Annotated in this window: 14 protein-coding genes; 8 read left to right on the top strand and 6 right to left on the bottom strand. The window is 29.2% G+C overall.

Features of this window, described 5'->3' with window-relative positions:
- Positions 1 to 7 precede the first annotated feature (7 nt).
- The 3 genes from OY14_03260 to groEL form a co-directional block, all read right to left on the bottom strand.
- A complete protein-coding gene (locus OY14_03260) occupies positions 8 to 304 on the bottom strand; it encodes a membrane protein (protein ID AJA90442.1) in 297 nt (98 codons plus the stop codon).
- A 13-nt stretch (positions 305 to 317) separates the two neighbouring features.
- Positions 318 to 614, bottom strand: coding sequence for a hypothetical protein (locus tag OY14_03255; GenBank protein AJA90441.1), 297 nt, complete (start codon positions 612 to 614; stop codon positions 318 to 320).
- Between the two features lie 67 nt (positions 615 to 681).
- Positions 682 to 2,319, bottom strand: coding sequence for a molecular chaperone GroEL (gene groEL / locus OY14_03250; GenBank protein AJA90440.1), 1,638 nt, complete (start codon positions 2,317 to 2,319; stop codon positions 682 to 684).
- Positions 2,320 to 2,509: 190 nt separating this feature from the next.
- On the opposite strand from groEL, the gene OY14_03245 reads away from it, so the two are divergent.
- The 3 genes from OY14_03245 (at position 2,510) to OY14_03235 (ending at position 5,813) form a co-directional block, all read left to right on the top strand.
- Positions 2,510 to 4,198, top strand: coding sequence for a histidine kinase (locus OY14_03245; protein AJA90439.1), 1,689 nt, complete (start codon positions 2,510 to 2,512; stop codon positions 4,196 to 4,198).
- Between the two features lie 98 nt (positions 4,199 to 4,296).
- The gene (locus OY14_03240) at positions 4,297 to 4,824 is read left to right on the top strand and encodes a Fur family transcriptional regulator (GenBank protein ID AJA90438.1); all 528 of its coding nucleotides are present in this window, start codon (positions 4,297 to 4,299) and stop codon (positions 4,822 to 4,824) included.
- Positions 4,821 to 5,813, top strand: a complete 993-nt coding sequence (locus OY14_03235; protein AJA90437.1) for a carboxylesterase — start codon at positions 4,821 to 4,823, stop codon at positions 5,811 to 5,813. Before OY14_03240 ends, OY14_03235 begins: the two co-directional genes overlap by 4 nt.
- Before the next feature lie 23 nt (positions 5,814 to 5,836).
- Here OY14_03235 and OY14_03230 read toward each other — a convergent pair whose 3' ends face one another.
- A complete protein-coding gene (locus OY14_03230) occupies positions 5,837 to 7,381 on the bottom strand; it encodes a PTS glucose transporter subunit IIB (protein ID AJA90436.1) in 1,545 nt (514 codons plus the stop codon).
- A gap of 73 nt (positions 7,382 to 7,454) precedes the next feature.
- A complete protein-coding gene (locus tag OY14_03225) occupies positions 7,455 to 8,165 on the bottom strand; it encodes an N-acetylmannosamine-6-phosphate 2-epimerase (protein ID AJA90435.1) in 711 nt (236 codons plus the stop codon).
- A 140-nt stretch (positions 8,166 to 8,305) separates the two neighbouring features.
- Between OY14_03225 and OY14_03220 the strand changes: the two genes are divergently transcribed.
- The 5 genes from OY14_03220 to OY14_03200 all read left to right on the top strand — a co-directional run bounded on the left by OY14_03220 (position 8,306) and on the right by OY14_03200 (position 12,938).
- Complete coding sequence (locus OY14_03220; protein ID AJA90434.1) at positions 8,306 to 9,145, top strand: GTPase; 840 nt, start codon at positions 8,306 to 8,308, stop codon at positions 9,143 to 9,145.
- Positions 9,146 to 9,223: 78 nt separating this feature from the next.
- Positions 9,224 to 10,267: a spermidine/putrescine ABC transporter ATP-binding protein gene (locus OY14_03215; protein AJA90433.1), complete on the top strand. Its 1,044-nt coding sequence runs from the start codon at positions 9,224 to 9,226 to the stop codon at positions 10,265 to 10,267.
- A 5-nt stretch (positions 10,268 to 10,272) separates the two neighbouring features.
- Complete coding sequence (locus OY14_03210; GenBank protein AJA90432.1) at positions 10,273 to 11,076, top strand: ABC transporter permease; 804 nt, start codon at positions 10,273 to 10,275, stop codon at positions 11,074 to 11,076.
- Positions 11,077 to 11,080: 4 nt separating this feature from the next.
- Positions 11,081 to 11,872 carry a spermidine/putrescine ABC transporter permease gene (locus OY14_03205; GenBank protein AJA90431.1) on the top strand — a complete coding sequence of 264 codons (792 nt, stop codon included), beginning with the start codon at positions 11,081 to 11,083 and terminating at the stop codon, positions 11,870 to 11,872.
- Between the two features lie 19 nt (positions 11,873 to 11,891).
- Positions 11,892 to 12,938, top strand: a complete 1,047-nt coding sequence (locus OY14_03200; GenBank protein AJA90430.1) for a spermidine/putrescine ABC transporter substrate-binding protein — start codon at positions 11,892 to 11,894, stop codon at positions 12,936 to 12,938.
- Between the two features lie 48 nt (positions 12,939 to 12,986).
- Here OY14_03200 and OY14_03195 read toward each other — a convergent pair whose 3' ends face one another.
- Entirely contained in the window at positions 12,987 to 14,342 is a 1,356-nt protein-coding gene (locus OY14_03195; GenBank protein ID AJA90429.1) for a sodium:proton antiporter, read from the bottom strand.
- Positions 14,343 to 14,347 lie beyond the last annotated feature (5 nt).

Raw genomic sequence — 14,347 nt, 5'->3', positions numbered from 1 at the left:
TTTAATTTTATTTTTTTTCAGACAAAACTTTTTCAATAGAGTTTTTTACAAAAACTGCTTCAGTATTTGAATTTAGCTCCAAAACAACATCCGTGTCGCCTAATTTTTTTACAACTCCTAGAATTCCACCTACTGTTAACACTTTATCGCCTTTTTTTAGATTTTTTATCATCTCTTTTTTATTCTTTTCTTCCTTACGCTGAGGGGATATCACTAAAAACCAAAATATAGCAATAACAGGCACAAAAACTAACAAACTTCGGAAAAAGCTACTATTGCCGCTAAACTCTTGCAATAAAAACACAAAACCTCCCTTACTATATGTATGTTACTTTTATCTTATTAAGATCATCAGGATAAACTACCCCAAATAAAAGCTTTAAATCATCTTTTTTGGTATAATTAGAATTGCTTATTTTATTATATTCTTCAATTAAATAATTAATAAGAATATCGTCATTTCTATAAAGAGCCTTGCTAAAAGCACTTCTGTAAAGCCCAAGCTCAAAAAGCTCCTTAACGCTTTTACCCTTGTTTTCTTTTAAAAGCTGCCTATCTACTATTGCTCTTGAATAATCATAGCCTATACAAAAAACAAATTCATCCTCACTCAAAATAATTCCTTTAAATAATAAAATATTCCACCAGTGGACTTTTTTATCCCACCGGTGAAACTTTAATTTACATCATTCCCATTCCTGGATCCATAGGGTAACCACCACCACCAGAAGTACTTTTCTCTTCTTTAATGTCAGTGATTGCGCATTCTGTTGTTAATAAAAGTCCCGCAATTGAAGCAGCATTTTGAAGTGCACTTCTTGTAACCTTGGCAGGATCAATTATACCACTCTCAATCATATTTACCCACTTAAAGCTAGAAGCATCAAATCCAAGTCCTTTTTTCTCTGTTCTAATTTGATGGATATAAATAGATCCTTCAAAACCAGCATTTGAAATAATTTGTCTCATTGGCTCTTCAAGGCTTCTTTTTACAATCTCAAAACCTTGTTTCTCTTCATAACTCAATTTACTTGTATCTATTGTATCTAGATACATGGCAACTTCAATAAGAGTTGATCCACCACCAGGAACAACACCCTCTTCAACAGCAGCACGAGTTGCAGAAAGAGCATCTTCAACTCTATGCTTTTTCTCTTTAAGCTCTACCTCAGTAACAGCTCCAACATTAATAACAGCAACGCCGCCAACAAGCTTTGCAAGGCGCTCTTGAAGCTTTTCCTTATCATATTCAGATGTTGATTCTTCAATTTGCTTTTTAATAAGCTCTGAACGCTCCTTTATTTGTTCCTTATTACCAGTATTAATAATAGTAGTATTGTCTTTATCCACCTTAATAGTTTTAGCCTGCCCAAGTTGCTCAATCTCAACCGTCTCAAGAGTAAGACCTAGCTCTTCACTGATTAAAACACCGCCAGTCAACACTGCAATGTCTTCAAGCATCGCTTTTCGTCTATCACCAAAACCAGGCGATTTAATAGCACAAACCTTTAAAGCTCCCCTAACACTGTTTAAAACAAGAGCAGCAAGAGCATCTCCTTCAATATCTTCAGCAATAATTAATAAAGGTTTATTTGTTCCTAAAACTTTCTCAAGAACTGGCAAAAGTTCTTTAATAGAGCTGATCTTTTTCTCATATATCAATATGAAAGCATCATCAAAATTAACGCTCATGTTCTCTTTATTGGTGGAAAAATAAGGTGAAAGATATCCTCTGTCAAATTGCATACCCTCAACATAAGAAATCGTAGTATCAAAAGTTTTTGACTCCTCGACTGTTATAACCCCATCTTTTCCAACTTTGTCCATTGCCTCAGCAATTTTCTCCCCTATATAACTGTCATTATTAGCAGAAATTGAAGCTACTTGTGCAATCTCTTCCTTTGTTGTAATTTTCTTTGCAGACTGACGAATTTTCTCAGCAGCCAAATTTACAGCATGATCTATGCCCTTTTTTATCCCAATAGGATTAATTCCTGAAGACACATTCTTAAGACCTTCTCTTGCAATAGCATAAGCAAGCACAGTAGCAGTTGTTGTTCCATCACCAGCAACATCATTTGTCTTAATAGCAACTTCTTTTAAAAGCTGTGCTCCCATGTTTTCAAACGGATTTTCAAGTTCAATCTCACGAGCAACGCTAACTCCATCCTTTGTAACTGTTGGAGAGCCGAACTTTTTATCAATTAGAACATTTCTCCCTTTTGGCCCAAGAGTTACTTTTACAGCATTGGATAATTTTTCAACACCGCTAAGTAAGCTTTTTCTAGCATCCTCATTAAAATATATGTCTTTAGCCATAAAAATTTTACCCCTTTTTGTTAATAAAATAATTTATATTTAACACTATAAGATTAACATAAACTTAACACATTCGCCATAGAGTATTGTTTCTATATATCAAAAAATACAAAATATACAAAAACAGCACAAATTTTTATTATATAATATAAATATTAACTGATCTTTACATTATAAAGACAAAGAATTTATGTTTAGAAAACTAAAAAAATCAAAAACTTACATTATTATTGTTTCAATAACTAAATTTTCAGAGGAAAATCTGTTTTCAATAATATCAAATATAAAATATTTGGTTGAGCACAAGCGATTAGCCTACAAAATACACTGGACATTTCCAATATATTTTTTTGAAATTCTAAGAGAACACGAAGAATTAAATAGATGGCTATTTGAAAGATTCAAAAACAATACAGATATATATATTCCAGGAACTTACAGCGGAAGTCCTCATGAATACATGCTACACGATGAAATACATTTAGATTTATATTGGGCACTAAAAAATCCATTCAAAAGTGGATATAAAGACATATTTCAAAATACACCTATTATGATTTACATATGCAATATAGAAAAACTTAGAAAAAAAGTAACTGAGCTATACAGAAAACTTAATTTCAACTATATAGAAGGAATAAGGCAAAGTAAAAATAGTAAAACTTACTTAATTTTTTATAAAAATAATTGTCAATATTTATATGAAGTTCAAAAAATAGACTCTCCAAAAAGCAACGTAGAAACTCTTATTTATTTTTATGAAATTAAAGAGACTTATAATAATCAAGAATTAAAAAATTTTTTACTTTATTTAAAAGATTTGGAAAATAATTTACACAGTATTAAAATACAAAATCTAGAAGGATCCAAACTGACCACCGAACTACTAGAAATTCCAAAATTCAACTCTCTTAAAGAGCAAGAGCCAATAATAAATTTTCAAAACAAAAGACTAAAAGATTATCAAATCAACGAAAAAAGCTTAAGAGAATTTTTAATAAATAAAAATCAAGAGGAAATTATAAAAAATTCTGAATCCATTGTATCTAAAAATTTGGAATACAATATGGAAGGCGATTTCACCCTATCTCACGACCAATACAATATCAAATTTGAAAATGGCAAATTAAATAAAATAAAATTTAAAGATAAAAAAGTTGAATTTCTAAACACATCTAGAACTTATTTCAAAATTCTATCAAAAAAAGAATTAATAAGAGAAGCATCTATTGAAAGTTCATTTTCCTTCTCAAATGAAAAAATTTTAGGAATAAAACAATATTTGGCTTTTAACTCTGCTGCAAAATCAACAATTGATTTTTTTATAGATGAGACTATCTCTAGCTTTTTTGTATCTATTAAAATAGAATGGCCTTCTAAAATAGATTTAGATAAAAAAACATTAAAAAAATGTAATCCTGACTATCTACTTGAATACTCAGCGCTTGAAATACCCGTTTTTGAAATCACAAAAGGCACTAATTTAAAAATAACAGCAAAATATAGCGATCTTGATACTTACGAAAAAATAATAATAACTAAAAACAATCCCAAAGGCTACATTAATGGTACAGAATTTTTGATATCTAAAGGAAATGATAAAAATAGCAACTTTTTTATAAGCTTTTTAAATGTTGAAAAACAAATCATTCATACAATTAATTATAAAATTGAAAAAATAAATTCTAGAAAATGGTTAATTTTAAACATAGGAGGCTCTTATAACACAGTTAAGATTCAAGACATAATAAATTACTCTCAAACAATAAATTTAATGATACTTCCATTAAATAATAATTTCGATAACAAAATAAAACTAAATTCAAAAATAAAAAATTTAATTTTTTATACTAATATAAAAAAATATGAAAATAAATAAATAATAAGTAGTAAAATATTAATAACTGGGTATAAAATTATCCTAGGAATAACATTAAAAGTGTTTAATCTTTAACTTAAACAAAAAGGTATAATAATATGAATGATAACATAATAGACGTACACTCTACATTGGAAAAAGTCGGCATTACAAATGATCCTATATTATTGAAAAATTTAACATCAGAATTGGGAATGAAAGCATCTCATTCGAGAAACAGAATCATTCTCTACATAGCATCAAACCCAAAAGAGTACTTTACAGCAAAAGAAGTTTATAACAAACTTATAAAAGAAATTCCAAGCCTATCAAAGGCAACAGTATATAACACATTAAACATTCTAAAAGAAAGAAATATACTAAAAGATATAAAAACTACTGATCAAAAAGAAACAAAATTTTATCTAAGCTTGGCTTCCACAATAGCTCACTTTAAATGCAACAAATGCAATCAAGTCCACCCAATTCAACTTGACGATATTAAAGATATTTTGAAAGACAAACTTGGAGAAAATTGGGAGACAAAATCTATTGAAATAATTTACTCAGGGAATTGCAATAATTGTTACAAAAAAGAATCCAATAACAACAACAATAACTTAGATACCAAGGAAATCACTCTATGAACATAAAAAATGTCATTTTTATAATTATATTCTTATTACTCTTAATACTAGTAAGTCCAAGAATAAAATTTAAAAATGAATTTTCAAAAAAAACAATTCCCAAAAATATCAAAGAAATTGACAATTACCTATTAAAAGAAGAATTATATTTTAATTTAGAAGAAAATACAAAAAAAGAAATAATATGGTACAAAGAATCACAAAAAACAAAATATTCCGTAGTGTATATTCATGGATTTGGAGCATCAAAAAATGAAATTTATCCGGTTCCAAATAATATTGCAAAAGCTCTTAATGCAAATATTTTTTTTACAAGATTGAAAGGACACGGAATCGACAATAAAAATGCATTTAAAGGAATAACCACTCAAGATTGGTTGAGAGACATTGATGAGGCTATTCAAATTGGCAAACTGATAGGTGACAACTTAATACTAATTGGCACCTCTAATGGGGGTGCTGCTAGCATTTGGGCTTTAGCAAACTATTCAGACCAAATAAACTCAGTGGCACTAATATCTCCTAATATATTTCCTTATGACAAAAGAACAAATATTGTTTACTATCCCTGGGGAAGACAAATTGCACATCTTGTAACAGGTGGTTACAATAAGTTCAAAGAAAAAGAGGACAAAAGAAAAGAACACATAACTATAAAAAGCTTCTATTCAAAAGAACAACATGTAGATGCAATTATTGCAATGATGGGCCTTGTAACATTATTAAATTCCTATGATTTTAATGAAATTAAAACGCCTTTAATAATAACCCACACACCAAATGATCATACAGTAGACCCAATAAAAATAAACGAATTCATAAAAAATTATGGAGGCCAAAAAAAAGACATCCCCATTATACTTATTGAAAATTCACACGCACACGTACCTATTGGAAACCAAAGCTATAAAAGTGCACAAAACACGTCGTACTTCACAAAGTACACAGTTGATTTCATAAAAAAGACAAACAATAAAAATAGCCTTTAACAAACATATACTTATTAAAAAAATTATTCATCCAATAGTTCTTCTATTTCATTTTTAAGAACACTAACGCCTGGTCCGTAAACTACCTGAACTCCATTTCCTTTAATAATCAATCCTTTAGAACCAGTTTCTTTTAAAATCTTTTCAGAAACCTTAAGAGTATCTCTTACTGTAACCCTTAATCTGGTTGCACAACAATCAAGTTCAACAATATTTGAAGCGCCACCAAGCCCGATAATAACCTTAGTAGCAAAATTTTCTTCCAATCCATTACTCTTCAAACTTGAAGAATCTTCAGGGCTTAAATCTTGAGATCTACCAGGAGTTTTAAAATCAAACTTATTTATTAAAAATACAAAAGTAAAGTAATAAAGCAAAAACCAAGCAATGCCTACAACTGGCACCAAAAGCCAATTAGTCCTTGAATTACCCTGCAAAATGCCAAAAAGAATAAAATCAATAAACCCTCCAGAAAACGTTTGACCTATTGTAATTTGAAGGATATGTGCCAACATAAAAGCAAATCCATCAAATGTAGCATGAACAACATAAAGAATAGGAGCTACAAAAAGAAACGAAAATTCAATAGGCTCTGTTATCCCTGTTAAAAATGATGTTAAAGATGCAGACATTAAAAGACCAAAAATTTTTATTCTCTCTTCAGGCCTTGCAGTATAGTATAGCGCAAGCGCAGCTCCAGGCAACCCAAACATCATAGTAATAAATCGTCCACTCATAAAACGACTAGTTCCAACAAAAAATCTATTTGAACCTTGAGCAGCAAGTTCTGCAAAAAAGATATTCTGGGTTCCTTCAATCAACTTCCCATCAATAATAACAGACCCCCCAAGACCTGTTGTCCAAAATGGTAAATAAAATATATGATGAAGACCAAAAGGTCCAAGCATCCTTAAGAAAATCCCATAAATCAGTGTTCCAATATAACCGGTAGAATCTACTAGGCCTCCTACCTTATTAATTCCATTTTGCAAAAATGGCCAAAAAATGAACATAATTACAGCAAGAAAAATACTAGAAAAAGAAACAACAATCGGCACAAATCTGGATCCCGAAAAAAATCCAAGAACCTTAGGCAAATTTACCTTGTTAAACTTAGAATGAAGATGATATGTTAAAAGACCAACTATAATCCCGCCAAAAACTCCTGCTTCTAAAGTCTTAATCCCAAGAACAAGACCTACAGCACCACTAGAAAAAGACTCTGCTCCACCTGACATATCAATTAAAACCCCAATAGTAGCATTCATCACAAGATAACCAATAAATGCAGCAATTCCAGCTGTACCTTTATCCGATTTGGCAAGTCCAACAGCAATCCCAATAGAAAATATTGGCGCTAAATTTGAAAAAATAATAGAACCTGATGCACTCATTATCTTGAAAACTGATTGCAAGAAAAATATATTCAAGAAAGAATAAATCTTGACAGTTTCTGGATTAGAAAGAGAACCCCCAATCCCTAAAAGTAGCCCTGCTGCTGGCAAAATAGCAATGGGAAGCATGAAAGATCTCCCAAATTTTTGAGCTTGTTCAAAAAACTTTACCATAAAAACCTCCTAAAATAAAAAACAAATTAGCCCTATAATAATTAAAATTATCTTTTAATTTGATTTATTTTTTCTACAAATGATTTATTTTTTCTACAAATCTTTTAGTAATCTCAACAGGCCTGGTGATAGCCCCCCCTACAACTACTAAATCAACCCCCATTTCAAAACATTTTTGAGCCTTCAAAGGGGTGTCTATTTTTCCCTCCACTATTAAAGCAGCTTTCAAATTAGAATTAAGCAAGGTTTTTAAAAAAGCAAAATCGTTGTCTGCAATATTTAAACCATCAGTACTTTTTGTATAACCATGCAAAGTTGTTCCAATAAAATCAAACCCTAATTTATCAGCATTAAGAGCTTCATCTAAAGAAGCAATATCTGCCATCAAACATTGATTTGGATATTTTTTTTTAATATTTTTAAAAAAATCATCAAGCACTACACCATCAGGCCTATTCCTAAAAGTAGCATCAAGGGCAATTATATCTACCCCCTCATTGCAAAGCTCATCAACCTCTTTAATAGTAGGAGTAATAAACACATCGCAGTTATTATAAGTCCTTTTAATAATACCTATTATTGGCAAATCAACTTCTAATTTAATCTGACTAATATCATTAACCCCATTAGCCCTTATTCCAATAGCTCCACCTATTTTAGCTGCTAAAGCCATCTTAGACATAATAAAACTGCTATGTAAAGGTTCATGCTCAAGAGCTTGACAAGATACTATTAATCCTTTTTTAATCTTTTCAATAATAATTAAACCTCCTACAAAATTTATTTTTTTAACAATATAAAACTCAAATACAGATTATATTTTTTCCTTAAAAAAAACAATTCTTTTAAAAAAAATTGCCCAAATTAATACAATGAAAACAAAAACAACTTATTATTCAGTCCACATTAAGCTATAATTTAAGCATGACAAATAAAATTAATTGGTTTCCTGGTCATATGAAAAGAGCTTTAGACCTAATAAAAAATAATTTACAAAAAACAAATATTGTGCTAGAAATACTTGATGCTAGAGCTCCATTTAGCAGCAAAAACCCATTAACTGAAAAAATTATTAAAAATCAAACCAAAATAATTCTTTTAAACAAATCTGATATTGCCCAAACAACAGAAATTATAAAATGGAAAAAATATTTTGAAAATCTTGGTAACCCCGTAATAATAAGTAACATTTATAAAAAAGGAATGCGTAAACAAATAATAGATAATATTAAAAAATTGGCTATTGTTAAAAAGATAAAAAACTATAAAGAAAAAATAAAGGTTTTAGTAATTGGGGTTCCAAACGTTGGAAAATCTTCAATAATAAATCTATTATCTGGCAAAAAAAGTGCAAAAGTTGCTAATAAGCCTGGATACACTAAAAATGTCCAAATAATTAAAATAAATGAAGAAATCAATCTTTTTGATATGCCAGGAATTTTATGGCATAATATAGAAGATCAATCGATTGCAAAAAAACTTGCAATACTAGATATGATAAAAAATGAAATAGTAGACAATATAGATCTTGCATTATATTTGCTAGAAATAATGGATCAAAATAATAAAAACATTCTACTAAAAAAATATGAAGCACATTCTAAAAATTCGCTTGATATTCTACAAAATTTTGCAAAAATAAGAAAATTAATCCATAAAAAAAATGAACTTGACCTTGAAAGAGCATCAAAAATATTGATTAAAGAATTCAGAGAAGGCAAATTTGGAAAAATAATTCTTGACAAGAATTATAATCCCTTTTAAAAAACCCATTTACATAAATAATAATATTAAGTATAATCTTGATTTGTATTAATACAGCCACAAGGAGGTTAGAATTAGTTGGATAATTGTATCCTAGAGATTAAAAACTTAAGTCATTATTATGATAACAGCACAAACAAAACTTTAGATAACATAAATTTAAAAATTAAAAAAAATGAATTTATTACGCTACTAGGTCCATCTGGATGCGGAAAGACAACATTAATAAAAATATTGGGTGGTTTTTTAAGTCAAAAAAATGGGGAAATTTATTTCTTTTCTAAGGAAATATCTAAAACCAGCTCAAATAAAAGAGAAATTAATACAGTATTTCAAAATTATGCACTTTTTCCCCATATGAATGTTTTTGACAATATTTCATTTGGACTTAGAATGAAAAAAACACAAAAAGAAACAATAAAAGAAAAGGTAAAAACATCTCTTTCATTGATTGGAATGCCAAAATATGCATATAGAAATATTAACGAACTATCAGGAGGACAAAAACAAAGAGTTGCAATAGCAAGAGCAATGGTAATGGAACCTAAACTTTTATTACTAGATGAACCTCTTTCGGCCCTTGATTTAAAAATGCGACAAGAGATGCAAAAAGAATTAAAAAAAATACAGCGTCAGCTTGGAATCACATTCATATATGTTACTCATGATCAAGAAGAAGCATTAACAATGAGCGATAGAATTGTTGTAATGAATGAAGGAATAATTTTGCAAGTGGGAACACCTGAGGAAATTTACAATGAACCTAAAACAAAATTCGTAGCCGATTTTATTGGGGAAAGTAATATTTTTGATGGAACATACAAAAAAGAACTGGTTGTAAGCTTGCTTGGTCACGAATTTGAATGCCTTGACAAAGGATTTGAAGCTGAAGAAGTCGTTGATCTTGTTATACGCCCAGAAGATATAAAACTACTTCCAAAAGGCAAAGGACATTTAAGCGGAACCATAACATCCGCAATTTTTCAAGGTGTTCATTACGAAATGACTCTAGAAATTCAAAAAACAAATTGGATAGTTCAAAGCACAAGACTTACAAAAGTTGGAGAAGAAGTTGACATATTCTTAGAACCTGATGACATCCATGTTATGCGCAAGGAATAATAATTATGCAAAAATTAATATTAATTATATACTCTATATTCCTATTAACATTTACCATTCTTCCCCTACTAATAATAATATTGCTAGGATTTTTAAATGAAAACTATGAATTTACAATCCACAATTTTATTGGACTTTTAGAACCAAGCTATCTTAATATTTTTTCAAGAAGTCTAAAATTAGCAGCAATAGCAACAATTTTTAGTATTTTAATAGGATATCCCGCCGCTTGGCTAATTTCATTATCAAAAAAAAGCGCTCAAAACAAATTAATCATAATGATAATACTTCCCATGTGGATAAATACATTACTTAGAACTTATGCTTGGATGAGGATACTTGGCAAAAACGGATTCATCAACAACTTATTTGAAAAGATTGGAATTGGAAATTTAGACCTTCTTTACAATGAACAAGCTGTTACAATAGGCATGGTATACAATTTTCTTCCTTTCATGATCTTGCCAATATACACAGGCCTTTTAAAAATCAAACCAGAATATATTGAGGCAGCACAAGATCTTGGAGCAAGAATGTGGCAAATATTGCTTTACATAAAAATACCCCTAACACTCTCTTACCTAGCAACTGGAATAATCATGGTATTTATTCCTTCAATAACAGTATTTATTATTTCAGATTTACTAGGAGGCTCTAAACAAATTTTAATAGGAAATCTAATAAGCAAACAGTTTCTTTTTATAGAAGACTGGAATACTGGAGCTGCAATTTCATTTATTGTAATGCTAGTAATATTAATTTTTAATTTAATAATAATAAAATTAATGCAAAAAAATAGTGGAGAGTAAAAATATGTTTAGGGTTTTTAAAAACATTTTTTTATTTCTAATAATCAGCTTTATTTACCTCCCAATAATAATTTTAATAATTTATTCTTTTAACTCTGGCGATAGTGGATTTATATGGCAAGGATTTAGCTTGAAATGGTATAAAGAAATTTTTGACTCAAGTCAAATCAAATCAGCAATATTAAATACCGTTTTAATAGCTACAATTTCATCTTTGACCTCTGTTATTATTGGAACTATTGGTGCTTATGCAATTTACAAAACAGAAAACAAAAAATTAAAAACAATACTATTATCGGCAAATAAAATAACAATAATTAATCCAGACATAGTAACAGGAATAAGCTTAATGACGTTTTATTCTGCAATAAAAATGCAATTGGGATTTCCTACAATGCTAATGTCACATATAATTTTTTCAACACCATACATAGTAATAACCATTTTACCCAAATTATATTCTCTTCCCAATAACATTATTGATGCAGCTAAAGATCTTGGAGCCTCAGAAATTCAGATATTTTTCAATATAATTTATCCAGAAATCGTCGGGAACATTGCAACTGGAGCTTTAATTGCCTTCACATTATCAGTAGACGATTTTCTTATATCATTTTTCACTACCGGACAAGGATTTAATAATTTAGCTATTTTAATAAACTCGCTAACAAAAAGAGGAATCAAACCTGTAATAAATGCTATTTCTGCAATATTGTTTTTTACAATATTAAGCCTTTTGTTTATTATTAATAAATTTATAGGGATTAAAAAATTAACAACAGATACCGAACTTTAAAATAAAAAAAGGAGTGATTATGAAAAAAATTTTTATATTAATAACAATTCTTACAACCTTTGCTTGCACTAGACAAGACATAATAACTTTAAACGTATTTAATTGGGCAGAATATATTGACGAGACTTTATTAGAGCAATTTGAAAAGGAAAATAATATAAAAATTTATTATGAAATCTTTCATAATAATGAAGAAATGATGGCTAAATTTAACACCACAAAGAACTATTACGACATAATAGTCCCATCAGAGTATTTAATCCAAGAATTAATCGATGAAGGCAAAATTGAAAAATTAGATTACTCTAAACTGCCAAATGTAACAGAAAATATTTCTCAAAATCTTACAAATCTGGAACATGATCCTGGCAATCTCTATTCAGTACCAGCTTATTGGGGATTAATGGGTATACTTTACAATAAAACTAAAATAGATATAAACGACATGCAAGGTTTTGATATATTATTTAACAAAAAATATAAAAAAGAAATTACAATGCTAGATTCTCCTAAAGATAATATCGGGGTTGCTCTAAAAAAACTTGGATATTCAATAAATGAACATGATACAGATAAAATCAAAGAAGCTGGCGAACTTTTAAAAATCCAAAACCCACTATTAATAGGTTATTTCTCAGACGTGCCTGCAAAATCTTTAATACTAAACGGAGAAGCGTCCATTCAGCTTACATGGAGTGGTGAGGCACAAAGCGCCATACTCAAAGATAAAAATCTAGACTTCTATGCACCAGAAAACACTAATCTGTGGATAGACGCATTTGTAATCCCTATTGATGCTCCAAATAAAAAATTGGCCTACAAATTTATAAACTTTCTATACGAAAATGAACCCTCTTATAAAAATTTCAAAGAAACTAGATATAATTCTCCAAATAAAAATATAATCAAAAGAATAGAAGAAGAGGCAAAAAATAATCCCGAAATGAAATTATATTTAGAAGAAAAATTTATACCAAAAGATTTTTCAAAATTTGAAATTTTTAAAAAAATACCTAAAAAAATAAAAGAAGAAATACTAAAAATATATGTAAATATATCTTCTTAAATCATTAAAATACAAAATAAATCTTAAAAGCTTTCATTTTAACAGCTTTTAAGATTTATGTTTACTACTTAAAAAAGGTCTAAATACCAATCTTACATCAAGCCCAATTATGGATAAAGCAATCAATAAAACTAAAAATCCTTGATAAATTAAAAATGGGAAAATGTCAAAAGGAGAAAGTTTACCCTTGGTAAAATCTATAAGAGCTATAACATGCATACTATGAGGCAAAATGCTTAAAAAAAGGCACGATGACATACAAATCAAAGCTCCAATACGTTTTGGATTTAAATCATTTTCCTTAGTTATTGACCTTATAACAGATCCACTCATTAAAATAGCAAGTCCATTATTTGCAAGGAAAGTGGTCAAAATACCAACTAAAACTACAATTACAAATTCCGAAGTTCTTTTAGACTTTGACATTTTTTGCAATTTTAACAGTAACCAATCAAATCCTCCATACTTAATTGCCATATAAGAAATTCCACCTGTAAAAACAACAAGAATAAACATCTCCCCTAAACCTAAAAATCCTTCGTTGATTTTTTTAGCTAATAGTAAAAATGTAACATCCGAATAATACATTCCAATAATACCAGCAACAACAATACCTAAAAACAAGGCTAAAAACACATCAAAGCCTGAAATTGCGACAACCATAACAAAAATATATGGAACAATTTTAAAATAATTTATCTCACTAGGCTCAATAATAAAATTATCAGCCTTGCAATAATAAGAACCTAAAATTGCAAAAACAATGCTTGCTAAAATTGCCGCTGGAAACGTATAAAAAGCTCCATTTTTAAAAACATCAACAACCTTCACCTTTTGAGTACGACTTGAAATAATAGGGGTATCTGATATTAAAGACATATTGTCTCCAAATGCACCACCACTAAGAATAGCCCCAGCAACTAAAGGAAGAGAAATATTCACTTTATCTGCAAGTCTCAAAGCAATAGGAGCAACCGCAATAACAGTCCCCATAAAACTTCCAGTAGAAAAAGACAAAAAAAGAGTAGTTAAAAAAATTCCACACACAAGCAAATTCAATGGAACATATTTAAGGCCAATATCTACTACAGCTTCAACACTTCCTATTTCTTTGCAAACAGTGGAAAAAGCACCAGATAACATAAATATTAAAGATATAAAAATAACATCTTGTTGAGCGCACCCTTCAATAAATTTATTCATTTTTGCTAAAAAAGATCCCCTAAAAAAAATAAATGTCAAAACAATAGCAATAAACATAGCAACTATAGGGGGCATTTGATAAAAAGCCATTTCTACACCATTAAAATAAAGAACAAGTCCTGTACCAACATAAATTCCTATAAAAAGAAAAAAAGGCGTAAGTCCCCAAAAATTTGGAACTATATTATTTTCTCTTTCCAATTTTA

This window comes from Borreliella chilensis (genome assembly GCA_000808095.1).
Classification (GTDB): domain Bacteria; phylum Spirochaetota; class Spirochaetia; order Borreliales; family Borreliaceae; genus Borreliella; species Borreliella chilensis.
This window is presented reverse-complemented; position numbering and strand designations above follow the sequence as displayed.

Bases quoted from the DNA above. Each gene is read 5' to 3' on its own strand.
- OY14_03245 (AJA90439.1), top strand. From the start codon at position 2,510: ATGTTTAGAAAACTAAAAAAATCAAAAACTTACATTATTATTGTTTCA.
- OY14_03205 (AJA90431.1), top strand. From the start codon at position 11,081: ATGTTTAGGGTTTTTAAAAACATTTTTTTATTTCTAATAATCAGCTTT.
- groEL (AJA90440.1), bottom strand. From the start codon at position 2,319: ATGGCTAAAGACATATATTTTAATGAGGATGCTAGAAAAAGCTTACTT.
- OY14_03210 (AJA90432.1), top strand. From the start codon at position 10,273: ATGCAAAAATTAATATTAATTATATACTCTATATTCCTATTAACATTT.
- OY14_03220 (AJA90434.1), top strand. From the start codon at position 8,306: ATGACAAATAAAATTAATTGGTTTCCTGGTCATATGAAAAGAGCTTTA.
- OY14_03200 (AJA90430.1), top strand. From the start codon at position 11,892: ATGAAAAAAATTTTTATATTAATAACAATTCTTACAACCTTTGCTTGC.
- OY14_03235 (AJA90437.1), top strand. From the start codon at position 4,821: ATGAACATAAAAAATGTCATTTTTATAATTATATTCTTATTACTCTTA.
- OY14_03240 (AJA90438.1), top strand. From the start codon at position 4,297: ATGAATGATAACATAATAGACGTACACTCTACATTGGAAAAAGTCGGC.
- OY14_03230 (AJA90436.1), bottom strand. From the start codon at position 7,381: ATGGTAAAGTTTTTTGAACAAGCTCAAAAATTTGGGAGATCTTTCATG.